A 24,154-nucleotide genomic window follows, 5' to 3' on the forward strand; every position below is an offset into this window, starting at 1 on the left:
GTCGCTGATCGGTTGCCGAGCGGCGGCGGAGTTCAATGGACGCTGTGGTGACCAAGACCGAGCCGCACCATACGGAGCCGCGGATCGCCGACCGCCGGGTTCGGCAGATGCAGCGAGCGGACAAGTTCCGTTTGACCGCGGTGGGCGGGCTCGCCGCGCTCTCCCTGGACGCGTTGTCCAGCGTCGCCTACGGACCAGAGGCGATCGTGCTGGCGCTGGTCGCGGCGGGCGCGGCGGCCGTCTCCTGGACGCTGCCGGTTGCCTGCGCGATCGCCGCGCTGTTGCTGGTACTGGTGCTCTCCTACCGGCAAGTGATCGCCGTGCATCCGGACGGCGGCGGCGCGTACGCGGTCGCCAAGAAGCAGCTCGGCAGGCCCGCCGCGCTGCTCGCGGCCGCCAGCCTGGTCGTGGACTACGTGCTGACCGTCGCGGTGAGCCTCGCCGCAGGCGCGGCCAGCCTGGCCAGCGCCTTTCCCGCCCTGGCCCACGAACTGCTACCGATGACGCTGATCGGCCTCGCGGCGCTGACCGTGATCAACCTGATCGGAGTGGCGGAATCCGCGCGGGTGCTGATGGGGCCGACGATCCTGTTCGTCGTCCTGATCGGCGGTGTGATCGTTGTCGGGATGCTGCGGCCGGAGCCGGTCGCGATGATCGGCGGCGACCCGGGTCCGATCGAGCCGGTCGAGGCGCTCGGAATCGTTCTGCTGCTCAAGGCCTTCGCGGCGGGATGCTCGTCGCTGACCGGTGTGGAAGCGATCGCCAACGCCGTGCCCGCTTTCCGCAGCTCCGCGGTGCGCCGCGCGCAGCACACCGAGGTGGCGCTTGGCATCCTGCTCGGCGCGATGCTGCTCGGCCTGGCCGTGCTGATCCGCGAGCACCACGTCACGCCGCGCCCGGATGTGACCATCTTGGCCCAGCTGGCGGCGGCCGCGTTCGGCACCGGCTGGCTGTTCTACCTCACCAATCTCGCGGTCACCGCGGTGCTGCTGCTCGCGGCGAACACCAGTTTCGGCGGGCTCCCGGTGCTGCTGGCGCTGCTGGCCAAGGACCACAGGGCGCCGTCGCTGTTCGCGCTGCGGTCGGAGCGTCCGGTCTTCCGGTACGGGGTCACGGCACTCGCCTTGCTGGCCGGGCTGGTGCTGCTGGCGGTCGACGCCGAAACCCACCGGCTGCTGCCGGTTTTCGCGATCGGCGTCTTCATCGGGTTCACCATCAGCCAGACCGGTCTGGTGCTGCACTGGTGGCGAGTGCGCGACCGCGGGTGGTTGCCGCGCGCACTGCTGAACGGATTCGGCGCGACGCTCACCGCCGTCGCGGGCGTCGTCTTGCTCGCGGAGAAGTTCACCGAGGGCGCGTGGCTGCTGCTGCTCATCATTCCCGCGCTGGTTGGCCTCTTCTTCCGGATCGAGAACTACTACGCCGGCGTCGCGCGTCAGCTGCGACTGCGTGAAATCCCGCCGCCCCCGCGACCCGCGCCGGAGGCCAAGGAGTTGGTGGTCGTCCCGGTGGTCACCATGAGCGAGGTGACCTATCGCGCCTTGGAAGCCGCGCTGCGCATGCGGGGCGAGATCGTCGCGGTGGCCGCGGACATCGATCCGGCCACGACCAAACGGCTCAGCGCCCAGTGGAAGGAGTGGGATCCCGGTGTGCCGCTCGCGGTGCTCCCCTGCCCGCATCGCAGCCTGGTGTCGACGCTCGTCGGCTACGTCCGCAAGCAGACCGCCGCCGGGCTGGGTGTCACCGTGCTGCTGGCGCATGTCGAAGCCCGGCACTGGTGGCAACGCCCGCTGCACAATCCGCGCGGACCGGTGCTCACAGCCGCGCTGCGCGTTCGCACCGAGGCCGTGATCGCGACCCTGGCGGTCCGGCTCGCGTGAGTCAGCGGCGGCCGAAGACGTGCGCGTTCGCCTGGATGTAGAGGTAGGCCAGCGGCGGCAGCAGCCCGGCGAACAGCAACAGCGCCGTCCGCCAATCACTGCCGAGCAGAATGTCACCGCCGGGCCCGGCGCTCGCGCAGACCAGGAAGCCGAACGCCCATGCGACCAGCGGAAGGCCCAGCAGCGCGGGACGCCGGGTCACTGTTCGCGCACCCGCGACGAGCAGCACGTTCACCACTCCCGCCACCGCGGCGGAGACCGGGAAAACGACCGAGCCCAGATAGGTCGGCAGGTAGAGCACCTCGAGCGCAAGGGTGAGCAGGGCGTCCACGATCAGGATCGCGAGGATCACCGAGCCGAGGAGGCCTACGGGGATACGGGTGGCGCCGGATGCCACGGGAGCGCGATCGCCTGCGTGGTCGTCGATCTTCGTCGTCACGGCACCGGCGGGTAGCCGAGGAGGGTCAACAAGTGGCTTTGCATGTCGGCGAACGCGTACAGCACCGTCATATACAGGTCGTGCTGCTCCTGCCAGTGCGGCCGCATGCTGTCGACGAACGCCGCGATCGCGTTCTGGACCTCCCAGTTGTACATACTGCCGAGTCTATTCCGGCGCGATCGGGCGCACGATCAGTTCTCCCGGTCGGCAGGCAGGGCAGCGACCACCGGAGGTTCGCCGGTCGGGTCGCCACGCTCCGCCGCTATGGCCAGCACTCGTCTACGCGCGGCGAACCAGCCGACGATCAGCGCGGGGACGATCAGGGCGATGGTCGCGACGGTCCAGGTCCCCACCGGATAGTCGAACCCCGTCAGCACGACGACGAAGAACAGGAACACCAGCGTGAGCAAACCGGTGTAGGGCGTGCCGAACATGCGGAAGGCGGGCCGCTGGATGCGTCCCCGGGTGGACCAGCGCCACAACTGCAGCTGGCACAACACGATGGTGGCCCAGGAGGCGACGATGCCGAGCGACGCCATGTTCAGCACGATCTCGAACGCCTGATCCGGGACGATGCCGTTGAGCGCGATGCCGACCAGCGCGATCAGGCTGGTGAGCAGGATGCCGCCGTAGGGAACGCCGTTGCTGCCCATCACCCCGGTGAATTTCGGCGCGCTGCCGTTGATCGACATCGACCGCAGGATGCGGCCGGTCGAGTAGAGGCCGGCGTTCAGGCTGGAGAACGCCGCGGTCAGCACCACGAGATTCATCACGCTGCCGATGCCAGGGACGCCGAGCATGGTGAAGAAGGTGACGAACGGACTCTCGTCGGCCGTGTACCGCGTGTACGGCAGCAGCAATCCGAGCAGGACCAGCGAACCGACGTAGAAGACGGCGATCCGGACGATCACCGAATTGATCGCCCGTGGCATGACCTGCTCCGGATGCTCCGTCTCCCCCGCTGCGGTGCCGACCAATTCAACAGCGGCATAAGCGAATACGACACCGGACACCACCACGACCAACGGCATGACGCCGGTCGGGAACAGGCCGCCGTGATCGGCGATCACGCTGGTCCCGGTCGCGGCGCCCTGCACCGTGAAGCGGCCGAGCAAGAAGATCGTGCCGACGATCAGGAACGCGCTGAGCGCGAATACCTTCACCAGCGCGGCCCAGAACTCCATCTCACCGAACCACTTCACCGAGATCAGGTTGACGCCCAGCACGAGGACCAGCGCGATCAGCGCGAGCAACCATTGCGGAACGGCGGAGAACCCGGACCAATAGTGGAAGTACTGCGCGATCGCGGTGGTGTCGGCGATGCCGGTCATCGACCAGTTCAGGAAGTACATCCAGCCCGCGACGAACGCCGCCTTCTCACCGAAGAACTCGCGCGCGTAGGAGACGAACGACCCGGACGACGGCCGGTGCAGGACCAATTCGCCGAGCGCGCGCAGGATGAGGAACGCGAAGAACCCGCACACGCCGTAGACCAGGAACAACCCGGGTCCGGCACTGGCCAGCCGCCCGCCGGCGCCGAGGAACAGGCCGGTGCCGATGGCGCCGCCGATCGCGATCATCTGTAGCTGGCGCGGCTTCAGACTCTTGTGGTATCCGTGGTCCTCGATGCTGAGGTGGGCGTTGTCGCCGCGCGCTGTCATGAACCGACGGATCCTCCGTTTCGATGTGCCGAGATCACGCCGAACCGTACCCGCCGCGCCGATACCGCCAACTGCCAGCCCTGGGGGTACAGGAGCTCGCCGCCCGGACAAGTTCCGAAAACGGCGGGCGAATTATGTGAAATGTCCGGAAATCGCGGGTAGCGGCCGCACCGCCGCCGGCGGGATCCGTCACTCCGGGGCGGCGAACAAATCGTGCTCCCGCCCGTCCGGACCGAGCGGACCGCGCCGACCCCGCACCAGGATGAAGTGCTCCTCGGGCAACACCGGCTGAGCGATACCGTTCGACAAGGCGAATTCCCGGCCGGACGGCGCGACCGTGACCTGTGTGGCGTGCGCCCGCAGCGCGGCGCGCTTGGCCGAAAGCACCTCGGAGACGTCGATCGTGGTGGTCACCGCGTCGCTGGGCACGCTCGCCAGTTCGCCCTCGGCGGGCAGTCGCCAACCGGGCGGCAGCGCGCCGGGCAGGCCCGCGGCCGTGCGCCGGGCCAGCGCCGCGGTGTGCAGACGCAGCATGTCGGCGTCGGTGACGGTCCAGTAGTACTTCGGGACATCCCAGCCTTCGCCGGCGGCGGCATGCACGGCGGCCGTGGTGATCTCGTGCGCCCGGATGTGGTCCGGATGGCCGTAGCCGCCGTTCGGGTCGTAACCGACGACCACGCGCGGCCGCAGACGAAGGACGACGTCCGTGAGAGCCCGCACCGCCTCGTCTCCGGAGCGCACGAAGACGCGCGGCTTGTTCGCGGCGGGTGTGCCCGCCATCCCGGAGTCACGCCAGCGTCCCGCGCCCCCGAGCAAGTGCGGCGGACCCGCGCCCAGCGCGTCCAGCGCGCGGGTCAGCTCCAGAATGCGATAGCCGCCGAGCTGGTCGGCGTGATCCGCCGCGAGCAGCGCCCAGTCGTCGCCGATCACCTCGCCCTCCTCACCGAGGGTGCAGGTGATCACGGTGACCGGCACGCCGCGACGGCGGTAGTGCGCGATCGTGCCGCCGGTGGTGATGGACTCGTCGTCCGGGTGGGCGTGTACCAGAAGCAGCCCACCGGTCTCCGCGGTCACGGGATCCTGCGCCACATGGACGCGTCGCCGAAGATCCCGACCTGGATCGCGCCGCTGAGCGAGGCGCCGTCCAGCCGAGGACCGGACGCGGCGACGGCGTTGTCCTGCACGATCGGCAGCACGGTCGCCATGGCCCACAGTTTGGGTTCGGCCTCGGCGAGCACCCGTCCCACGTCGCCGCCCCGCAGGGCGTCGTCGATCGCGGGTTGCAGGGTCGGATCGCACACGCCGGACAGGTTGCTCGGCGCCCGCTGCGCCGCCTCGGCGATGGCCTGCGCCGGGCCGGTGACCCCTGGCAGCGCGGGCGGCGGGCAGCCATACCTGGAAGCCAGCACGGTCGCCGGATCGGAACCGGCCACCTCCCAGCCGACGATCGCGTCGACCGTGCCCTCGAGCAGTTCCTTGCCGTACAACTCGTCGGCGGCGACACTGCGCACCGTGGCGTCGATGCCCGCGCTGCGCAGCTGGTCGGCGGCGGTATTGGCCACGGCCAAGGCGGTGGCGTCCCGGTCGACCGCGCCGATGCGCACGGCCAGCGGCTTGCCGTCCTTGCCGACGGTGCGCGGCTGCGGGGCGGGCGAGGTCGGGGAGGTCGCCGGCGGCGGCTCCGGCGCCCGGCCGTACCCCGCGGCGGCGAGCAGCGCGAACGCCTCCTCCGCCGATGGACGCGGCGGAGCGGTCGGGGCGTATCCGGGATCGGATGGTGCGAGCACCTGCGCGCGCGCCGGTTCCACCCAGTTGCCGGTCTGCGCGCCGACCGTGGCCAGCAGGGCAGGGTCCAGCAGGGCCAGCACGCCCGAGCGGACCCGGGGATCGCTCAAGTCGCCTTTGCGTCCGTTGAGCGCCATCTGCAGCACTCGCGACTGCGGCATGATCGTGGTGCGCACGGAGGGAATCGCCCCCAGTTGCGCCTGGGTGGCCACGCCCCCGTGGACCAGCGCCATCTGTACGTCGCCGGTGCGCAGCGAGCCCGCCAGCTGCGCGGTGGTGCCGCCGCGGCGGAGCAGGATCTGGCCCGGCATCGCCGGTGTGCCCCAGAAGCGGTCGTTGCGTTCCAGCAGCATCTCGTCACGGCCCGGGTCCGCCGAGCGGATCCCGAACGGCCCCCCGGACACCCGGACACCGCTGACCTGACCGTTCATCCCCCTGGCGAATCCGCCGGGCGCGTCCTTGAGCAGATGAGACGGCAGCAGATCGGTGAACAGCTCCCGCCAGCCGGGGTAGGGCTGCGTCATCACGACGGTGACCGTCTTGCCGCCCGCCGACGAATTGACGTCCGAGATCATCCGGTAGCCGGCCGGGTCGACGACGCCCGGCTCGGAGATCATCTCCTGCCACAGGTAGCGGAAGTCCTCGGCCGCGATCGGCGCGCCATCCGACCAGGACGCTTCGTTGCGCAATTTGTAGGTGATCGTGAACGGTTCCTGCGCGGTGACTTCGGCGGAGACCAGCAGCGACGAATCCGGCACCCAGGCCGTCGTCCCTGGCCGCGCCGGATCGAGCACCGGCCGGAACGGACTCGGCAGGACCAGGGAGGCGATCGCCGAGGTCGCGGCGGATTGGTCCGAGCGCAGATGCGGGTTGAACGCGGTGCCGATGGTGTCCAAAGCGACGACGACGGTCGTCTCCGCGGGCTTGACCGGTGTGGTCTTCGGACTGTCGGTGCTCTCGATGGGCGGCGGCGGATTCGCCGCACAGCTGCTGATCAAGGTCAGCACTGCCACGGCCGGCAACAACGTGCGCCACGCTGCGCGTTTTCCTGCGCCCACTTTCACGCTCGGGAACTCTACCGTACGGTCGAGTCCGTTCCCAGATTCCTGCTGACCAGCGCGGAAACAACGCGCTCGAACGGATATGCGTAGCGCGGAAACACAGCAGCGTCGCAGGGTCGTGACATCACCCATACAAACCGTGTCGAACCTCGGCAAATATTCGGCGTACCGTCGCGGCACAATAGCCCGCCGCACCCGACGCACCGCAATCCGTATGCGCATCGGTGTCGTTTAGGCAACCACACGCGCTACCGACTCGGACATGAAGTGAACATTTGCGCCGACACGCCGAACGGGAGACGAATTCTTTTCGTCGAAGCACCATCCGGCCAACACGGCGACAACCCACACAGGCGCTGGCCCGCCCGCGCGTCGAGGCCCCTCGATAGCATGAGAAAGCTCATTGCGTGCACAGCTCTGAATGACCACGGGTGCCGACATTATAAAACAGGCGCACGGCACAGCCAATTATTTTCACCCGCCACCACCACCCCACGACGGGTAGTGGTCGACAATTACCAAATTTTCCCACCAGCCGTCGCCTCGGAAACTTATTCCACGCGAACGAACCGATTTCGGACCCGCATACCAAGGGCTGAGACGATCACAAATCGAAATTACCGACAACGAAACCGATCAGCCCTCGAATATGTGGCACCGGACTTCACCACCGCACGCATCACGGGGCCGTCTCGAATTTCTCCCGATTGCCACCATGCCTGGTGATGCGAGGAATTGCGATCACACCCGAGGAGCCCGAGTCGAACGCGAGGCTGGCGGTACACCCGCACGATGCGAGCGCCCGCGACTGCCCGACCAGCGGTTCTGCCCGGTATTCGGTGCCACCCGCGGTGACACCGAATACCGTGGCACACAAGTTGTTACAGCGCCGCGCGGTCGCGCGCCTTGCGCCGGGACAGTTCCCGTGCGCGCTCGTTCTGCCCGAGGACCACCTTGCGCACCCGGACCACCTCCGGGGTGACCTCAACGCACTCGTCGGCGGCGCAGAACTCCATGGCGCCTTCGAGATCCAGCTGCAACGGCTTGGCCAAGGTCTCGATCACGTCGGCGGTGGAGCTGCGCATGTTGGTCAGCTTCTTCTCGCGCGTGACGTTGATGTCCAGATCCTCCGCGCGCGGATTGACGCCGACGACATGCCCCTCGTAGGTGTCCGCGCCCGGCTCCACGAAGAACTGCCCGCGGTCGGCCAGCTGGATCATCGCGAACGGCGTCACCGAGCCCGACCGGTCGGAGACCAGCGAGCCGGTGTGCCTGGCCCGGATCTCGCCCGCCCACGGCGCGTAGCCGTGCGACACAGCGTTGGCGATGCCGGTGCCGCGGGTCTCGGTGAGGAAGTCGGTGCGGAAACCGATCAGGCCACGGGAGGGAACGATGAACTCCATCCGCACCCAGCCCGCGGCGTGGTTGCTCATCTGCACCATCTTGCCCTTGCGGGCGGCCAGCAACTGGGTGATCGCGCCGAGGTACTCCTCGGGGCAGTCGATGGTCAGCTCCTCGTACGGCTCGTGCACCTTGCCGTCGACCTGCTTGGTGACCACCTGCGGCTTGCCGACGGTCAGCTCGAAGCCCTCCCGGCGCATGGTCTCGACCAGGATGGCCAGCGCCAGCTCACCGCGGCCCTGCACCTCCCAGGCGTCCGGGCGCCCGATGTCGAGCACGCGCAGCGACACGTTGCCGACCAGCTCCTGGTCCAGGCGCGCCTTCACCATGCGGGCGGTCAACTTGTGCCCTTGCACCCGGCCGACCAGCGGCGAGGTGTTGGTGCCGATGGTGACCGAGATGGCGGGCTCGTCGACGGTGATGCGCGGCAGCGCGACCGGATCATCGATGTCGGCAAGGGTGTCGCCGATCATGATGTCCGGAATGCCCGCGATGGCGACGATGTCGCCCGCCACCGCCAGCTCGCCCGGCTTGCGCTCCACGCCGACGGTCTGCAGCAGTTCGGTGATCTTCACCTGCTTGACGCCGTCGGCGTGCATCCACGCGACGTTCTGCCCCTTGCGCAGTTCGCCGTTGTGGATGCGGACCAGCGCGAGACGACCCAGGAACGCCGAGGCGTCCAGGTTGGTGACGTGCGCCTGCAGCGGCGCGGACGCATCACCCTTCGGCGCGGGGATGTATTCCAGCAGCACGTCGAACAGCGCGTCCAGATTCTCCGCGGCCGGGGCGTTGCCGTTCTCCGGACGCTCCTTGGACGCCTTGCCCTCACGACCGGAGGCGTACAGCACCGGAAGGTCGAGCGCGAGCTCGGCGGCCTCGGCGGCGGCGTCGTCGAGATCGGAGGCCAGGTCCAGCAGTAGGTCGTGGCTCTCCTCGACGACCTCTTCGATGCGGGCGTCGGGGCGGTCGGTCTTGTTCACGACCAGGATCACCGGCAGCGACGCGGCCAGCGCCTTGCGCAGCACGAACCGGGTCTGCGGCAGCGGCCCCTCGGACGCGTCCACCAGCAGCACCACGCCGTCCACCATGGACAGGCCGCGCTCGACCTCGCCACCGAAGTCGGCGTGGCCGGGGGTGTCGATGACGTTGATCACGGTGACCGAGCCGTCCGGGTGATGCCGGTGCACCGCCGTGTTCTTGGCGAGAATGGTGATGCCCTTCTCGCGTTCCAGGTCGCCGGAGTCCATCACCCGATCGACGGGCTCGGCCCGCTCGGCGAAGGCGCCCGACTGGCGCAGCATGGCGTCGACCAGGGTCGTCTTGCCGTGGTCGACGTGAGCCACGATGGCGACGTTGCGAAAATCGCGTGCAGACGACACGCCTGAATCCTCCTGCTGTTCGGTGTTGGAGCCGACGGTGCTCGGTGTCCGGCGTGCACGGACTCTCCGTGATTACGCAGGCTGCCGCCTCCGGGGCCTGACGCACACGCCGGTCTCCCTGCGAACAGGTGGAGAATCGAAACTCACCAGGCATCGCGGCGAGCTATACCCTACCGGCAGTCGGTTCGAGGCACCGTTTCAGCCTTTGTACTAAGGCTATGCTAACCGCCGTGGGCAAGGTCAAAGCCAAGAAGGTTTCGAGCCTGAAACCGAAGAAGAAGTGCTGTCGGAAGAAGACGCGCTGCGTGAAGTGCCCCGTGGTCATCATGCGGATGAAGAAGTGCGAAGCGGCCGGTGTCACCGGCAAGGATCTGAAGAAGGCACTCAAGCAGGCGCGCGCTGCCTGACCCCCGCCGCCACCCTTTCCGGGGCGGCCCGAGGCGAGTAGTAAGGAGTGTTATGGCGCAGCAAACACTGCTCTCCGAACCCGAAATCGTCGACGCTCTCACCGAATTGCCCGAGTGGTCCAGGTCAGGGGACAACCTGACGCGCACCGTCGAGGCGGCCACCTTCCCCGCGGGCATCGAACTGGTGCGCCGCGTCGCCGAAGTCGCGGAGGAGGCGAACCATCACCCCGACATCGATATCCGCTGGCGCAAGGTCACATTCAGCTTGTCGACACACTCGGCGGGCGGGCTCACCGCGCTGGATGTAGCACTGGCACATGAAATAGACCGGCTCTGTTGATTTTGCAGCGCCTTCGGCGCTGCGTGTTCGCGGCCCTCTTATGGCTCGCGTCCGAGCGACCGCCGCTGGCGACTGCGTCGCGGAGGCGGCGGCCGCTCGGACGCGAGCCGGGCCGCGAACGGGGCATGCTCGGTCTCGCTTCGCTCGAAACCGGGAGCCGGGCCGCCGTGTCGCGTTCCAGCCAGAAGTTCGAGTCTCCGCTGATCGCCGCTCGACGCTGATCGAAGTAGAGTCGGGCGAGTACCTTATGCGGTGCGCGCGGGGCCCTCGGTGGTTGCGCGCGCTTCTTCGTCCTCGGCCGATCGCGTGTACCTGGCTCCGAAGCGGATCACCCAGAGGTAGAACGCCAGAACGCCGAGCACGTCGACGGCGCCGAGCCAGGCCAGTACGCCCGGGCGCGAGATGGTCCAGATCGAATCCTGGAAGAACGACAGCACCCACGGCACGCCGACGAGCATGGTCACCAGCCAGTACCCGGCGATCACCCGCGCGCCGGGCGCCCGGCGCAGCGGCCCGTACACCACCCAGAGCACCGTCGGCAGTAGCCACACCCAGTGATGCGACCACGAGATCGGCGAGACCATCAGCCCGAACAGTTGCACCACGATCAGCGTGCCGAGCCGGTCGTCCGCGCCGAGCGCGCGCCAAGCCAGGAACGCCAGCACCGCCACGACGAGCACGGCCGCGATCCACCACGGGCCGGACTCGACGTCGTAGCCGAGGATGCGGCTCAGTGTGCCCCGCAGCGACTGGTTCCACACCGACCCCACCGGACCGATCCGGTCGGCGTCACCGAGCAGTGTGCCGAAATACCGACGCGCCTCGACCGGCGCGATCAGGAAACTCAGCCCTACCGTCGCGCCGAAGACCACGGCCGACCACGCCACCGTCGCCCAGCGCTTGCGCGCGACGAAGTACAACCCGGTGATCGCCGGCGTCAGTTTGATGCCCGCGACTATTCCGACCAGTCCACCGGACAGCCACCACCGCGAACTGCGAACCGCGAGCATCCCACCGAGCACCAGGAAGACATTGACCTGGCCGTAGTCCATCGTGGTTCGGACCGGCTCCAGCCACAGCCCGAGCGCGGTCCACCCGACGGTGGCGGCCCGCCACTGCGGCGTGCGCAGCCGCTGCGCCCCGAACAGCAGCTCGAGACTGATGTGCACCACCGCGTACAGCGCCGCGGCGATGGCCAGCAACCAAGCCACCGCGACCAGGGTGAACGGCAGATAGTGCAGCGGGAAGAATACCAACGCCGCGAAAGGCGGATAAGTGAACGGCAACGGGAAGTCCGGAGTCTTCTCCGCATAGGTGAAGTCGTAGAGCTGATCGGTCAACAACGCGGCCGACCCGCCGACGTAGACATGCAGGTCGACGAGGTTCATCCCATTCGGGGACAGCAGCATCCAGAGCAGCCGGGCCAGCACGGACAGGCCCAGCACCGACACGGCCCATCGGAGGTGACGATTCAAATCGCTGGCTTTCGGCTCGGGTGCGGTGCGTCGGTTGGCGCGCCCGGAGTTCGATGTCGAGGCGACAGCGCGGACGGCACCGATTAGATTAGCCGCAGCGCGAATCCGGTCGGTTCCACCCTCGAACCACCGATAACATTTGCATCAACTTTCACATCAGTAACATCTGGGCGCGGTATCTTCTGCTAACACTGATCGTCCACGGCGCTTTCCGGACGCCGCAGCTGTACACATAGCCGCAATGTCCCTAGAGTGACCCCCGAAACGATGGCTTTTAGCAATCGAACCCAGATGTACCCCGAGGTAAGGACGGCCAGACCAGTGCTTCGCACCCGAGGATCGCGGATCGCATTGTCCGCACTCGCCGTCGCGGCGAGTGCCACGCTCGCCGCGCCGACGACAGCAATCGCGGCTCCCGCGACCGCCCCCGTGGCGACTACGAACAGCGTTCCCATGGTGCCCGAAGGCGTTCCCGTGGATGCGCTGGCCGCGCTCGCCCCAGCCATCGTCGGCGCCGTCGCGGGCCCCGCGGATATCGCGAGCCCGGCCGGCGTCGCGGGTCCGCAGTCGGCCATCCTCGATCAGGCCCGCAGGCTGCTGGCCACTTTGAACCTTCCGCCGCAGATCAAGTCGACGCTGGAACGGATCATCACCTTCCTGGACGGCAGCGGCGGCGGAGGCCCCGAGGTACCGCAGGACGGACCGGTGATCGCCCAGTTCCTCTACCCGAGCATCGGCAAGGGCTGCATCGGCCCGTCCGCCGACTCGGTGGGTACCGCCCTCGCCGTGCCCGGGCCCGCCACGCTGCCGCCACCCGGCCCGCAGGCGGGCCAGACCGGGTTCGTCTTCACCGCGCTCGGCACCAAGGGGCCGACGCCGGTGCAGAACCCGCCGATGACGGTGCAGTGGCTGAACCTCGACACCCGCCAGTCGGGCGTCCTGCCGCTGACCGACGAGGCCAAGATCAACCCGGACGGCCCCGCCACGCTGTCCGCGATCGCCGACACGGGCAACGGCCGCGTCGTCGCGGTCGTCTCCGGCTCGCTGACCACCCAGTCCGGTGACGCGGAGGCGCGGACCTGCTCCTTCCTGCCGACGCTCGGATTCTTCACCGTAGGCTGAGCTTCCGGTCGAGGGCGGCGACTCCATCGGGGTCGTCGCCCTTTCGGCGTTGCGGTGACTCGGCGAATACCTCGTATCGATCTGCCGCGCAGCCACACGAGGTGGCCGGACTGTGGTAGACCGCTATCTATGGCGACCACCGTTTTCTCGAAATCCGCGGACTGTTCGAGACAGCCGGGTCATTCGATCCGGAGCAGGCGCTCGCACCGTTCCATCCTGTCGATCCGCTCGGAGGGTTCCATCCTCTCGATCGGCTCGGCCTACTCGGTCCTGTCCATCGGCAGCGTGGGCTCGGTGCTGTCGATCGGATCCGTGGGATCGTTCGGGTCGGCGATCTCGTCGTTCTCGTTCGCCAGCCTCGGCTCCGCGTTCTCCGGCCTGTCCCGGTGGTCGCTGCTGTCCTGGCTCGGCGATCACGAGGCTCCGGACAGCCGCCCCTCCCTGCGGGTCGTTCCGGACGACGAGCCCGATCTGCGCGTCACCCCGATAAGCCACTGCCAGACGTAATATTCGGCAGCTGCTCGGTCTCACTTCGCTCGAAAAGCGGGGTGGAGGCGAGCAGGCACGTACCGCGGCAGCTGCTCACCACTGCCCGTATTCGGGCGTGAGCACGTTGTTCACATCGATCCCCACACCGTCGATGGATTGCTTGTCGATCTCGACCTGGTGCAGGTTGGCGGCGGGGTGCACGAAGCCCTTGGGTGTGCCCCAGTTGTGCTGCCAGTACCAGGAACCCAGGCTCGCGGTGCGGGCCAGCTCGATGGTCGGGGTGTTCGCGTAGACGCCGGTGTTCTCCGTGCCGAGCACTGCCTGCCAGCCCAGTAGGTACGGCGCGATCATGGTGGCGAAGTCGACCGGGGAGGGGTTGTCGTCGATGGACGCGTAGATGGGCACGTTGTCCGGGCCACCGGCGGCGCGGTGCAACGCGAGCCCGCGCTCGGCGTGCCGCTTGCCCGCCTCCAGCCCGCCACGCCAGTCCGCGGTCGGTCCCTTGCCGAATTGGTAGCACGAGACGATCTGCAGACCAGCCGCTTTGAGATCGTCGACTTCGGAGGATCGCAGCGGTTTGCCCGCCATCCACTCGGCGCCGGGCCTGCGATCGGACACGTAGCGGATCACGCCGATATGTCCGGCGTCGCGGATCGCCGCAGCGGAGGGAACGCCTCCGGCGTAATCGATGAGGGTGCCCAGCGCTGGTCGCGCGGACGCGGGAGCTGCCGCGGCGGTCATGCCGACGACGGCCGCGGCGGCCGTGTAGGCGAACAGATCACGCCGGGATACCGAATTGGAACGCATCGTCGACTCCTTCGCGCAACCCGACATGGATGGCAGCGTGCCCGGCGCACCTTCCCCAATCCACCGCGCGCCGGGAGCCTCGAACGTGAACTCATTTCACCATATTCACACTGGAACCGCTAGACCCAGGAGAATCACGTTTCACATTCGCCACATACGCTCGACGACGCTACCGGTCACACAATGCCGTCGATGCGCGCGGCGACATCGATGGCGCGCATCGCTGGATCGGCCAGTTCTTTGCGGATCACCGCCGCCACCTGCGCCACGACCTGCTTCTTTATCCCGGCGAGCGCGCCGAGCGCGGCCGCGCGGGCACCCTGCGCGGTGAATTCCATCCGAATGTCGGCCGGGTCGGGCGGCGGCACGTCGATCACCACCCGCAAGGGGTCGGCAGCGCGGGCGGTGAGTACCAAAGGCACCTCGACGTCAGCGCGATAGCGATTGGCTTTCAACACGTCGACCGTGATGTCCAGGCTCACCGGCAGGGTCAGATCGAACGCGACCGGCTCCGTCGACCGGTCCGTCAGCCGCGGCATCCGTACCGTTCCCCGAACGGTCACGACGGCGCTCGCGCGCGGTCCGGTCCGCAGCGGACCGACCTCGATCAGCCTGCCCGCCAGCCGTTCCACCACGTCCCACACTCGCTCGCGCGTCACGATGCGGGAGAAGAACCGATGCCCGAACTCGTCGTAGCCGATCCAATCGAACGCGAGCTCGTCCCGATACGGCGAACGCTTGCCCGCGACCATGGCCTCGAGGTCGAACACCAGCCCCCTGCGGGTCTGCGGGTCGGCAAGCATGGCGTTCACCCGGGAGGCGACCTCTCGCTGCACCACGCCCGCGATCGGGTCGAGCAACCATTCCCACGCCGAATCCACCGCCTGGGCGCGCAAGACGAAACTGATGTCCCGCTGGGTGATCGGTGGGATATCGATGACGACGAGCACGGGTTCGGCGGTGCGGGCGTGCAGGGTCAGATCGATCTCCACCCTGGCCTCCAGCCGCAGTTTCCGGCCGCCGAGCAGCACCTTCAAGGTGAGCGACACCGGAACGGTGACGTCGAAGGTGACCTTCGGGCCGCTGCGCAGGACGCGCGGGGCGCCGACCTTCCCCTCGGCGACGAATCCGGCGAGCCCGGCCGGGCCGATCGAGACAGGGCCGATGGTCATGCCGCGGCCCGCCATGCCGGAGACCGCGGACTCGATACGAGCGGCGTTCACGGCGTGCGTGACGAAACGCTCGCCGAACTCGGCGTAGTCGATCCAGCCGGGCGCACTACTCGGTTCGTCGGTCGGATGCATCGCTAGTTCCGCAACCCTCACCTCTCGATGGACACCCGACACGGTACGCGACCGATCTCGTCCCACCCCGGAACGCACTGCGGCCCGAGATCCCCGTCCTGCCGATGAGGGGGAAGCAGGGCGGGGACCGGCGGCGGCGCTGCCGGGCACCGCCGCCTCCCATCGTAGGACTATCCGGCACCCCGTTTCACCCGCATATCGGTCGAATCCCGTTCGATGGAAGTGATCTTCACAATCGGCCGAAACCGACCACCCCGGTTATGTCGCCCAGCACGAACCGGTGGATGCGCACCGCGCCGTACTCGTTGCCGCCGATCGTGGTCACCTGGCCGCCCTCGACTCGCAGGACGATGTTCGTGTGTTGTCCGAACGGACTGGGCTCTCCGTACAGCAGCACGTCACCGGTCCGCGGTCGATAGTTCGAGCCGCTCGGGACGAACCGGCCGACGCTCTCGTAATACTCCCGCAAGGTATAGACGCCGGGAATCCGCCACGAACCCGAATTCGGGTTGGCCAGCGGCACACCGGCCTCGCGCAGCACCCAGCTGACGAAATCGGCGCACCACGCCTCCTCGGCTCCTTCCGCGTATTTCGTCCCCGCGCCGGGATCGGTGAACTCGCGCTCGGCGACCGCGACGATTCCGGCCTGGGCCGCGTCGAGCGCCGAACGGTCCAGCGCGGGGAACTCGGTGAGGCGCTCGCCCGCGATCGCCCGGTGGTCCGTACGGTCCTGCCACCAGAGACCACCGCCGATCCCGGCGGCGGCCACGGCGAGCACCACCAATGCGAGCGCGACCCACCGCCCCGATCGTGTTCCCCGTTGTTGTGTCATCGCTCCCCCGATTCGTTCGTGTGACTTTGTTGTCGAGCTTATGGAATTCGACGCACGAGCACGCCGAACGGTTCCCCGCGCCGTCCGCCTGGTTTCGGCGACCGAGCGGAGGGGCAACCCGGTGGAGCCGAAATCATGGACGGCACCGGTAAAACCGCGCTAGTCTCCGGAGAGACCAGCCGATGGGGAGGTACGGCCCTGGACACGCTGTGGACATTCATCGTGCACCGGCGGCACCAGTTGCTGGTCGACTCCTACCTGCACGTCTCGGCCGTGGTGCAATCGGTGCTGCTGGCGACGGTGGTCTCGGTTCTGATCGGAATCCTGGTCTACCGCAGCCCGTTCGGCTCGTCGATCGCCTCCGCGCTGGCGGGCGCGGTGCTCACCGTTCCGTCGTTCGCGCTGCTCGGCCTGCTGATCCCGGTGCTCGGTCTCGGTGTCGCACCGACGATCACAGCGCTCGTGGTGTACGCGCTGCTGCCGATCATGCGCAACACCATCATCGGACTCGCCTCGGTGGATCCGGCCGTGACCGACGCCGCCCGCGGCGTCGGGATGAACCGGCTGCGGGTGCTCGCCCGGATCGAACTGCCGCTGGCGTGGCCCGCGATTCTGGCCGGTATGCGGGTGAGCACCCAGCTGATCATGGGGATTCTCGCCCTCGCGGCATACGCCAAGGGCCCCGGACTCGGGAACCTGATCTTCTCCGGACTCGCGCGCCTGGGCAGCCCGAACGCGGTGCCACAGGCGCTGGTCGGCACGATCCTCGTCGTCGTCCTCGCACTCGTCCTCGACGGGATCTACGTCCTGGTCGGGCGGCTCACCACTTCCAGGGGAATTCGTGACTGAAACCGAAACCAGCGACGGCCGCGCGGCATCCGTCGTCTCCGGCGTCGAGATCGTGCTGCACGCGGTGACCAAACACTATCCGGGACAGCGTGATCCGGCTGTGGACAGCGTCTCGCTGACCATCCCGGCCGGCGAGATCGTGGTCCTGGTCGGGCCGTCCGGCTGTGGCAAGACCACCACCATGCGAATGATCAACCGGCTGATCGAGCCCACCTCCGGAACCATCACGATCGACGGCCGCGACGCGGCCACGATCCAGCCCGACCGGTTGCGCCGCGGCATCGGCTATTCGATCCAGCAGGCGGGATTGTTCCCGCACCTGACCGTCGCGAAGAACGTCGCGACCGTACCGGGCCTGATCGGCTGGGACCGGCGGCGCGTCGCGGCACGGGTCGACGAGATGCTCGAGCTGGTCGGTCTCGATCCAGGCACCTTCCGCGACCGCTATCCCCGCCAGCTGTCCGGCGGCCAGCAGCAGCGCGTCGGCGTGGCCAGGGCATTGGCGGCAGACCCGCCCGTGCTGCTGATGGACGAGCCGTTCGGCGCGGTCGATCCGATCACCCGGGGATTGCTGCAGGACGAGTTGCTGCGGCTGCAAGGCGAACTCGGCAAGACGATCGTGTTCGTCACCCACGATTTCACCGAGGCGGTCAAGCTCGGCGACCGCATCGCCGTGCTCGGCGACCGGTCCAGGATCCTGCAATACGACACACCCGCGGCGATCCTGGCCGACCCGGCCGACGAGACGGTCGCCGGTTTCGTCGGCGCGGACGCCTCGCTCAAACAGCTCACCCTGACCCGGGTCGGGGATGTCGAACTCGGCGACTGCCCCACCGCCACCGAACAGGACACCGTCGACGAGTTGCGCGCCGCGCTCGCGGACCGCGACTGGCCGTGGGCGCTGGTACTGGACGGTCATGGCAAGCCACGCCGCTGGGTCTCGGCCGAACAACTGGCCCACGCCGATTCGCTGCGCGATCTGGGAACGCCGGTGCCGGAGACGCTGGCGCTGAAATCGACGCTGCAGGACGCGCTCGAAGCCCTGCTCACCCATCAGAGCGCGACCGCGGTGGTGACCGGCGCGCGCGGCGAGTACGCCGGGCTGATCACCATCGACACCCTGGTCGGCCACCTGTCGGCCCTGCGCGCCGAGCACGGAGCCGGGCGTTCCGCGACGGACGGCGCACCATGACCACCGCCACCGCGTCACCCGCCACCCAGCGCAGGGCCGAGCGCATCCGGTTGGTCGTGCAGCCGGTGGTCGTGCTCGTGCTCACCGCGGGCGTGCTGGTGTGGGCGTTCGCCCGCGACCTGACCGTCACCCAGCAAGCGAGCCTGAACGCGGGCAACGTCGCGACCGTCACCTGGCAGCACGTGCGGATCACCGCGACCGTGGTGCTGATCGTCGTCGCGGTGGCTGTCCCGCTCGGAACCCTGCTCACGCGACCGGGATTCCGGCGGCTCACACCCGTTTTCGTCGGTATCGCGAATATCGGCGCGGCCGCACCGGCCATCGGCCTGATCGTGCTGTTCTACCTGGCCACCCGCACCACCGGCTTCTGGATCGGCGTGGCGCCGATCGCGTTCTATTCGCTGCTTCCGGTGCTGCGCAACACCATTCTGGGCTATGAGCAGGTGGACCGGACGCTCATCGATGCGGGGCGCGGCCAGGGCATGTCGGCCGTGACGGTGTTGCGGCGCATCGAATTCCCGCTCGCGGTGCCCTACATCCTGGCCGGGCTGCGCACTTCGCTGGTGCTCGCGGTCGGCACCGCGACGCTGTCGTTCCTGGTGAGCGCGGGCGGGCTCGGCATTCTGATCGACACCGGCTACAAGCTGCGCGACAACGTCACCCTGGTGGTCGGCGCGGTGCTCGCGGTGGCGCTGGCCCTGCTGGTGGACTGGCTCGGCGCGCTCGCCGAAGCGTTTCTCGGGCCGAAGGGGCTGAAATGATCCGGGCGTGGCGCGCGCTGACCCTCGGCCTGGGCTTGACGTTGCTGGCCGCCTGCGGGCTGCAATCCGGCGGCGCGGTGCCGCTTCGAGTCGGCCCCGGCAGCATCCGGCCCGTGCCCGAACTGGAGGGTGTGCAGGTCACGGTGGGTTCCAAAGACTTCACGGAGCAGAACATCCTCGGCTATCTGATCGAGTTCGCTCTCTCGGCGGCGGGCGCCGAGGTGCGCGACCTGACCAACATCCAGGGCTCCAACAGCGTGCGCGATGCCCAATTGCACGGGCAGATCGACCTCGCCTACGACTACACCGGAACGGGCTGGATCAACTATCTCGGCAACGAGACACCGGTGCCGGACGAGATCGGCCAGTTCCAGGCGGTGCGCGACGCCGACCTCGCCGCGCACGGCATGCTCTGGACGGCGCTCGCGCCGATGAACAACACCTACGCGCTGGTCATGAGCGCCCGCACCGCCCAGGAGACCGGTGTGCGCACGCTGTCGGACTACGCCAGACTGGCGGCCGCCGATCCGGCCGCCGCGGCGATCTGCGTCGGCACCGAGTTCAACGTCCGCCAGGACGGATTTCCCGGCCTGGCCCGCAAGTACGAGATCGACGCGAGCAAGGTCCGCAAGCAGATCGTGCAGGACGCCGTGGTCTACCAGGCGACCGCCGACGGCAGGCAGTGCCGCTTCGGCTCGGTCGCGGCCACCGACGGACGCATCCCAGCGCTGAATCTCATTCTGCTGCAAGATGATCGCGGCTTCTTCCCGAAGTACAACGCGGCGCTGGTGATGCGCCGGAGTTTCGCCGAGGCGCATCCGCAGGTGGACACGATCCTGACGCCGATCTCGCAGCGCCTCACCAACGAGGCCATCACCGAACTCAACCGTCAGGTCGACGTGGACGGACGCGAGCCCGCGGAGGTGGCCAGGGACTGGATGGTCACCCAGGGATTCGTCACCGCGCGCTGATTTCCGTCGCGTGGAGAGCGACGCCTCCGAACAGCTGATCGGAGGAAACCGCTGTCCCTGAGGCGTTTGGAGGCCGCATCGCTGGATCAGGCTCCGGTACGCCGTCCGCTGGGCTCACCAGGTGAGCCCAGCGTCCTGCCAGGCAGGTTCAGCGCGGATCGCGGCCCAAGTAGCGCAAGAGCTCTCCGAGAGCGCCGTCGGCCGGACCGTCGACGATCGCGGCGAAAGCACCCCACTGACGCAGCGGCTCGATGATCTCGGCCGTCTCGCCGCTGCCGGGCGCGGGGTGAGCGGCCCGCGCGGCGATGAGCAGGGCGGCGGCGAGTTCGTCGGTCAACGGCGACGGCTGGCCGGTCGCGATCGCGATGTCCCAGGCGTGCACCCCGGCATCCAGCGCGCACATGACCGCGGCCACCGGAGTGGCGAGCGCGCCGTGCGGCAGCGGCGTCGGCACGGTCTCGGTGGCGTCGTCGACCGTGGTCCAGGCGAAGGCGGTCTGCTCGACCGCCGCACGCACCGCGTCCCCGGGGGAGCCGTCGATCGTGCCGGAAGGCGCGAACGGGTTGTAGGCCGGACCCTCTCCGATGCCGAGGGCCTGGGCGTAGGCCAGCTGGTCACCGACGGCGTGCTGCAGCACCTGCGTCACATCCCATTCCGAGCACGGGGTGGGCAGGTGCCACTGATCCGCTCGCACACCGGCGACGACGCTCTCCAGCGCGCGGTAGGAATCGGCGAGCACGTCCCGCCAAACGGGGAGCAGAGTCGCGGCGGCGGTGGCGGTGGCGTTCATGTCGGAGCCTTTCGGTCGTTCTCGCTGATGACACAAGCCTATTCGGCAATTAGGCTACTTTTGTTCCTAATCAGCGAGGAGGGCGAAAGTGGCATCGACCACACCGCGTCTGCTGCGATTGCTGGCCCTGCTACAGGACCGTGCGTACACCGGCCGGGAGCTGGCCGAGCGCCTCGGCGTCACCGATCGCACACTGCGGCAGGACATTCAGCGGCTGCGCGAACTGGGCTACCCGGTGCATGCCGGACGCGGCGCGGTCGGCGGCTACCGGCTCGGCCGCGGCGCGACCATGCCTCCCCTACTGCTGGACGACGACGAAGCGGTGGCCGTGGCGGTCGCGGTCGGCCTCGCCGAGGACGGCTCCACCGGCATCGCGGACATCGCCGAGCACGTCACGAAGGCACTGGGCAAACTGGATCAGATCCTGCCCAAACGATTGCAGCGCAAGGTATCCGCACTGCGGGATGCGACGGCCATCGGCCCGGCCACGACGGGGTCGCGCGAGCCGGACGCACCGGTTCCCGCCGCCGTGCTCACCACCCTCGCAGGCGCCATTCGCGACGGAGCGACGGTCCGGATCGCCGAAGCCGGGGCCGCGTCGTCCGTCGAGATCGAGCCGTACCGGCTGATCAACTGGCAACGCCGCTGGTACCTGGTCGCCTACAGCCTGGAAGACCACTCCTGGCGAGCGATACCGGTCGCCCGCGTGCTGCGCGCGGAGACGAGTTCGCGTCGTTTCGCCGCGCGTTCGCTTCCCGACGACGACCTGGTCGCCTTCGTCATGCGCCACATCGCCACCACCGGGTGGCGGGTGCAGGCCCGGGTGACCGTGCTCGCGCCCGCCGAGACCGTCATCGCCAGGATCAATCCCGCCGTCGGCGTGGTCGAGCCGGTGGACGCGGACACCTGCGTGCTCTACACGGGCGCGGACGCGCTGGAGACGATCGCCATCTACCTGTCCATGCTGATGATGGACTTCCGCGTCGACGGCCCGCCGGAACTCGTCGCCCATATCCGCACCCTGGGCCGCCGGTACACCGACGCCGTCGCGAACGCTTGAATCCCAGGCGTCAGGAATGCCCGGTGGTGGTCGCCGCGTCGGCGGTCTTCCGCATCGGGATCACGGCGGTCAGACCGATCGCGACCAGCGCCGCGGCCATCGCGATGAGGAAGGTGGTGTGAAAACCGTCGCGCGAGGGCAGCAGGTGCGGGCCGAGCCGCATGGTCATGTGCGCCAGCACCACGCTCATCACCGCGGCCGAGGTCGAGGTGCCGATCGAGCGCATCAGCGAGTTGAGGCCGTTGGCCGCGCCGGTCTCGGTGATCGGCACCGCGCCCATGATCAGCGCGGGCATCGCCGCGTACGCCAGGCCGACGCCGCCCGCGACGATCACCGCGGCGAGCATGATCTCCCAGACGCTGTTCATCAGCACCACCGCGCACAGATAGCCGACCGCGATCACCGCGGAGCCGAGCGCGAGGGTGACCTTGGGCCCGCGGCTGGCCGACAGCCGCGCCGACACCGGTGACAGCAGCATCATCACGAAGCCGGTGGGGGCCAGCGCCAACCCGGCGGTGATCATGGACAGCCCGAAGCCGTATCCGGTCTGCTCCGGCGCCATCAGCAGCTGCGGGAAGGTCAGCGACATGCCGTAGAGCGCGAATCCGACGGCGATCGAGGCCGCGTTGGTGAACAGCACCCTCGGCCGCGCCGAGACCCGCAGGTCCACCAGCGGTGAACGCTGCCGCAGTTCGAAAGCGCCCCAGCCGAGGAACACCACCACCGACACCGCGAACAGGGTCAGGATCCGCGCGCTGGCCCAACCCCAGTCCGCGCCCTTCGTGATCGCGACGAGCAGCGCGAGCAGCGCTACCGACAAACCGACGGCGCCGCCGAAGTCGAAGCGGGCGGGCGTGCGCACCGGCGACTCCGCGACGAACACGAAAACCAGGACGGCGCACACGACGCCGAGCGCGGCGGAGGTCCAGAACAGCACGTGCCAGTCGGCGTTCTGCGCGATGGCCGCCGCGACCGGCAGGCCGATCGCACCGCCGACGCCGAGCGTGGCGCTCATGATCGCCATCGCCGAACCCACCCGCTCGGCGGGCAATTCGTCGCGCATGATGCTGATGCCGAGCGGGATGGCGCCGACCGCCGCGCCTTGCAGCGAGCGACCGACGATCTCGGGCACCAGGGTGGAGAAGGACGCGCAGACCACCGAACCGGCGATCAGCAGAAGAAGATTCGCGAACAAGACGCGCCGCTTGCCGAACATATCGCCCAGACGGCCGCTGATCGGGGTCGCCACCGCGCCGGCCAGCAGCGTGGCCGTCACGACCCAGGAGGCGTTGGACGCGGAGGTGTGCAACAGCGTGGGCAGCGACGGAATGATCGGGATGACCAGCGTCTGCATGAGGGAGACGACGACACCGACCATGCCGAGCGTCGCGATGAGCAGTGCCGACGAGGGACGGGGCCGGTCGCCGGATTCAGAGACGCTCGAGGACGCGTCGGCAGCTACAGTCACATGTGCACGGTACATATGGTGTGTATGCTGCACAATTTGGAAAGTACGTGATCCTCGCGACATAGTGTGGTATGTCCGAATCCGGCCCCGGCGACAACGCGGCGCTGTACCGCCTCGTCTTCGAGCTGTCACTGCTGTCAAGGCACTTCCCCGCCGCGGTGCTCCGGCGTCCCGGCTTCCAGCTCGACCGCTCGGCGTACCTGATCCTGACCAGACTGGAACTGGACCATCCGCTGAGCCTGCGTGAGCTGTCCGAAGCGTTTCAACTGGACGTTTCGACGATCAACCGGCAGGTCGGAGCCATGCGCAAGCAAGGGTTGGTCGACCGGGTGCCCGACCCCGACGGCGGCATCGCCCGCAAGATCCGCGCCAGCGCCAAGGGACTCGATCTTTTGGCCTCCGACCGAAAGCAGAGCCGTCAAGGCATCGGCGCGGTGGTTGCCGAGTGGACCGAGGCCGACATCGACCAGTTCAGCAGGTTCATCGCGCGTTTCAACCAGTCGGTCGAGGACAAGGAGGACAACCCCTGGCCGCGCCCAGCCGGGCTGGAGTGACGCACGATCGGCCGGGACCCGGGCTGCCCGCCGCACGGCTACGCACCTCCGATCGAACCGGAGGTCCGCCATTTGCCCTTGCCCCAGGGACCACGGCGTCAGGCTCCGCGGTCCCGACCTTGGGCGA

Annotated in this window: 23 protein-coding genes; 11 read left to right on the forward strand and 12 right to left on the reverse strand. The window is 68.5% G+C overall.

The features are described 5' to 3' along the window. The first annotated feature begins 107 nt into the window (after positions 1 to 107). A complete protein-coding gene (locus tag AB0L97_RS28145; RefSeq protein ID WP_364435319.1) occupies positions 108 to 1,880 on the forward strand; it encodes an amino acid permease in 1,773 nt (590 codons plus the stop codon). Between the two features lies 1 nt (position 1,881). Here AB0L97_RS28145 and AB0L97_RS28150 read toward each other — a convergent pair whose 3' ends face one another. The 6 genes from AB0L97_RS28150 to typA form a co-directional block, all read right to left on the reverse strand. Next, positions 1,882 to 2,319, reverse strand: a complete 438-nt coding sequence (locus AB0L97_RS28150) for a hypothetical protein (RefSeq protein WP_355080365.1) — start codon at positions 2,317 to 2,319, stop codon at positions 1,882 to 1,884. Next, complete coding sequence (locus AB0L97_RS28155; protein WP_169332723.1) at positions 2,316 to 2,474, reverse strand: hypothetical protein; 159 nt, start codon at positions 2,472 to 2,474, stop codon at positions 2,316 to 2,318. Before AB0L97_RS28155 ends, AB0L97_RS28150 begins: the two co-directional genes overlap by 4 nt. A gap of 36 nt (positions 2,475 to 2,510) precedes the next feature. Then, positions 2,511 to 3,980: an amino acid permease gene (locus AB0L97_RS28160; RefSeq protein WP_364435176.1), complete on the reverse strand. Its 1,470-nt coding sequence runs from the start codon at positions 3,978 to 3,980 to the stop codon at positions 2,511 to 2,513. Between the two features lie 189 nt (positions 3,981 to 4,169). Further along, positions 4,170 to 5,054, reverse strand: coding sequence for an N-acetyl-1-D-myo-inositol-2-amino-2-deoxy-alpha-D-glucopyranoside deacetylase (mshB, locus tag AB0L97_RS28165; protein ID WP_355080361.1), 885 nt, complete (start codon positions 5,052 to 5,054; stop codon positions 4,170 to 4,172). Next, positions 5,051 to 6,823: an ABC transporter family substrate-binding protein gene (locus AB0L97_RS28170; protein ID WP_364435322.1), complete on the reverse strand. Its 1,773-nt coding sequence runs from the start codon at positions 6,821 to 6,823 to the stop codon at positions 5,051 to 5,053. The genes mshB and AB0L97_RS28170 overlap by 4 nt, the downstream gene beginning before the upstream one ends. A gap of 884 nt (positions 6,824 to 7,707) precedes the next feature. Beyond that, positions 7,708 to 9,606 (reverse strand): translational GTPase TypA, encoded by a 1,899-nt coding sequence (typA, locus tag AB0L97_RS28175; RefSeq protein ID WP_355080358.1) that lies wholly within the window; start codon positions 9,604 to 9,606, stop codon positions 7,708 to 7,710. 230 nt (positions 9,607 to 9,836) lie between these two features. Between typA and AB0L97_RS28180 the strand changes: the two genes are divergently transcribed. Together AB0L97_RS28180 and AB0L97_RS28185 are read left to right on the forward strand one after the other, a co-directional pair. Continuing rightward, positions 9,837 to 10,013 carry a hypothetical protein gene (locus AB0L97_RS28180; RefSeq protein ID WP_356966658.1) on the forward strand — a complete coding sequence of 59 codons (177 nt, stop codon included), beginning with the start codon at positions 9,837 to 9,839 and terminating at the stop codon, positions 10,011 to 10,013. 52 nt (positions 10,014 to 10,065) lie between these two features. Further along, positions 10,066 to 10,353 (forward strand): 4a-hydroxytetrahydrobiopterin dehydratase, encoded by a 288-nt coding sequence (locus AB0L97_RS28185; RefSeq protein WP_364435182.1) that lies wholly within the window; start codon positions 10,066 to 10,068, stop codon positions 10,351 to 10,353. A 245-nt stretch (positions 10,354 to 10,598) separates the two neighbouring features. Here the strand turns inward: AB0L97_RS28185 and AB0L97_RS28190 are convergent, their stop codons facing one another. After that, positions 10,599 to 11,933, reverse strand: a complete 1,335-nt coding sequence (locus tag AB0L97_RS28190) for a mannosyltransferase (RefSeq protein ID WP_364435325.1) — start codon at positions 11,931 to 11,933, stop codon at positions 10,599 to 10,601. Between the two features lie 216 nt (positions 11,934 to 12,149). Between AB0L97_RS28190 and AB0L97_RS28195 the strand changes: the two genes are divergently transcribed. Both AB0L97_RS28195 and AB0L97_RS28200 read left to right on the forward strand, forming a co-directional pair. Next, the gene (locus AB0L97_RS28195; protein WP_355078659.1) at positions 12,150 to 12,950 is read left to right on the forward strand and encodes a hypothetical protein; all 801 of its coding nucleotides are present in this window, start codon (positions 12,150 to 12,152) and stop codon (positions 12,948 to 12,950) included. A gap of 129 nt (positions 12,951 to 13,079) precedes the next feature. Further along, entirely contained in the window at positions 13,080 to 13,457 is a 378-nt protein-coding gene (locus tag AB0L97_RS28200) for a hypothetical protein (RefSeq protein WP_355078658.1), read from the forward strand. A 75-nt stretch (positions 13,458 to 13,532) separates the two neighbouring features. On the opposite strand, the gene AB0L97_RS28205 is transcribed toward AB0L97_RS28200, so the two are convergent. From AB0L97_RS28205 to AB0L97_RS28215, 3 genes are all read right to left on the reverse strand, one after another. Continuing rightward, positions 13,533 to 14,246: a DUF1906 domain-containing protein gene (locus AB0L97_RS28205; RefSeq protein ID WP_364435187.1), complete on the reverse strand. Its 714-nt coding sequence runs from the start codon at positions 14,244 to 14,246 to the stop codon at positions 13,533 to 13,535. A gap of 176 nt (positions 14,247 to 14,422) precedes the next feature. Beyond that, entirely contained in the window at positions 14,423 to 15,550 is a 1,128-nt protein-coding gene (locus AB0L97_RS28210; protein ID WP_364435190.1) for a hypothetical protein, read from the reverse strand. Between the two features lie 229 nt (positions 15,551 to 15,779). After that, positions 15,780 to 16,382 (reverse strand): CHAP domain-containing protein, encoded by a 603-nt coding sequence (locus AB0L97_RS28215; protein WP_364435193.1) that lies wholly within the window; start codon positions 16,380 to 16,382, stop codon positions 15,780 to 15,782. A 198-nt stretch (positions 16,383 to 16,580) separates the two neighbouring features. Between AB0L97_RS28215 and AB0L97_RS28220 the strand changes: the two genes are divergently transcribed. Genes AB0L97_RS28220 through AB0L97_RS28235 form a run of 4 tightly spaced genes read left to right on the forward strand, consistent with a single transcriptional unit; the run spans position 16,581 to position 20,155 of the window. Further along, a complete protein-coding gene (locus tag AB0L97_RS28220) occupies positions 16,581 to 17,231 on the forward strand; it encodes an ABC transporter permease (RefSeq protein WP_355078669.1) in 651 nt (216 codons plus the stop codon). Further along, entirely contained in the window at positions 17,224 to 18,423 is a 1,200-nt protein-coding gene (locus tag AB0L97_RS28225; protein ID WP_364435196.1) for an ATP-binding cassette domain-containing protein, read from the forward strand. Before AB0L97_RS28220 ends, AB0L97_RS28225 begins: the two co-directional genes overlap by 8 nt. Next, entirely contained in the window at positions 18,420 to 19,184 is a 765-nt protein-coding gene (locus AB0L97_RS28230; protein ID WP_364435199.1) for an ABC transporter permease subunit, read from the forward strand. Before AB0L97_RS28225 ends, AB0L97_RS28230 begins: the two co-directional genes overlap by 4 nt. Beyond that, the gene (locus tag AB0L97_RS28235) at positions 19,181 to 20,155 is read left to right on the forward strand and encodes a glycine betaine ABC transporter substrate-binding protein (protein ID WP_355078652.1); all 975 of its coding nucleotides are present in this window, start codon (positions 19,181 to 19,183) and stop codon (positions 20,153 to 20,155) included. Before AB0L97_RS28230 ends, AB0L97_RS28235 begins: the two co-directional genes overlap by 4 nt. A 148-nt stretch (positions 20,156 to 20,303) precedes the next feature. Here the strand turns inward: AB0L97_RS28235 and AB0L97_RS28240 are convergent, their stop codons facing one another. Next, on the reverse strand, positions 20,304 to 20,945 hold the full coding sequence (locus tag AB0L97_RS28240; protein ID WP_364435203.1) for a TIGR03086 family metal-binding protein: 642 nt from the start codon (positions 20,943 to 20,945) through the stop codon (positions 20,304 to 20,306). A gap of 88 nt (positions 20,946 to 21,033) precedes the next feature. On the opposite strand from AB0L97_RS28240, the gene AB0L97_RS28245 reads away from it, so the two are divergent. Next, positions 21,034 to 22,005: a WYL domain-containing protein gene (locus tag AB0L97_RS28245; protein WP_364435206.1), complete on the forward strand. Its 972-nt coding sequence runs from the start codon at positions 21,034 to 21,036 to the stop codon at positions 22,003 to 22,005. A gap of 10 nt (positions 22,006 to 22,015) precedes the next feature. On the opposite strand, the gene AB0L97_RS28250 is transcribed toward AB0L97_RS28245, so the two are convergent. Further along, positions 22,016 to 23,473 (reverse strand): MFS transporter, encoded by a 1,458-nt coding sequence (locus tag AB0L97_RS28250; protein ID WP_364435209.1) that lies wholly within the window; start codon positions 23,471 to 23,473, stop codon positions 22,016 to 22,018. Between the two features lie 71 nt (positions 23,474 to 23,544). Between AB0L97_RS28250 and AB0L97_RS28255 the strand changes: the two genes are divergently transcribed. After that, entirely contained in the window at positions 23,545 to 24,027 is a 483-nt protein-coding gene (locus AB0L97_RS28255; RefSeq protein ID WP_355078648.1) for a MarR family winged helix-turn-helix transcriptional regulator, read from the forward strand. Positions 24,028 to 24,154 lie beyond the last annotated feature (127 nt).

Source organism: Nocardia sp. NPDC051911 (assembly GCF_040681035.1).
GTDB lineage: Bacteria > Actinomycetota > Actinomycetes > Mycobacteriales > Mycobacteriaceae > Nocardia > Nocardia sichangensis.

Bases quoted from the DNA above. Each gene is read 5' to 3' on its own strand.
- AB0L97_RS28205 (WP_364435187.1), bottom strand. From the start codon at position 14,246: ATGCGTTCCAATTCGGTATCCCGGCGTGATCTGTTCGCCTACACGGCC.
- AB0L97_RS28235 (WP_355078652.1), top strand. From the start codon at position 19,181: ATGATCCGGGCGTGGCGCGCGCTGACCCTCGGCCTGGGCTTGACGTTG.
- AB0L97_RS28155 (WP_169332723.1), bottom strand. From the start codon at position 2,474: ATGTACAACTGGGAGGTCCAGAACGCGATCGCGGCGTTCGTCGACAGC.
- AB0L97_RS28215 (WP_364435193.1), bottom strand. From the start codon at position 16,382: ATGACACAACAACGGGGAACACGATCGGGGCGGTGGGTCGCGCTCGCA.
- AB0L97_RS28200 (WP_355078658.1), top strand. From the start codon at position 13,080: ATGGCGACCACCGTTTTCTCGAAATCCGCGGACTGTTCGAGACAGCCG.
- AB0L97_RS28230 (WP_364435199.1), top strand. From the start codon at position 18,420: ATGACCACCGCCACCGCGTCACCCGCCACCCAGCGCAGGGCCGAGCGC.
- AB0L97_RS28255 (WP_355078648.1), top strand. From the start codon at position 23,545: ATGTCCGAATCCGGCCCCGGCGACAACGCGGCGCTGTACCGCCTCGTC.
- AB0L97_RS28210 (WP_364435190.1), bottom strand. From the start codon at position 15,550: ATGCATCCGACCGACGAACCGAGTAGTGCGCCCGGCTGGATCGACTAC.
- AB0L97_RS28160 (WP_364435176.1), bottom strand. From the start codon at position 3,980: ATGACAGCGCGCGGCGACAACGCCCACCTCAGCATCGAGGACCACGGA.
- AB0L97_RS28240 (WP_364435203.1), bottom strand. From the start codon at position 20,945: ATGAACGCCACCGCCACCGCCGCCGCGACTCTGCTCCCCGTTTGGCGG.
- AB0L97_RS28145 (WP_364435319.1), top strand. From the start codon at position 108: ATGCAGCGAGCGGACAAGTTCCGTTTGACCGCGGTGGGCGGGCTCGCC.
- AB0L97_RS28185 (WP_364435182.1), top strand. From the start codon at position 10,066: ATGGCGCAGCAAACACTGCTCTCCGAACCCGAAATCGTCGACGCTCTC.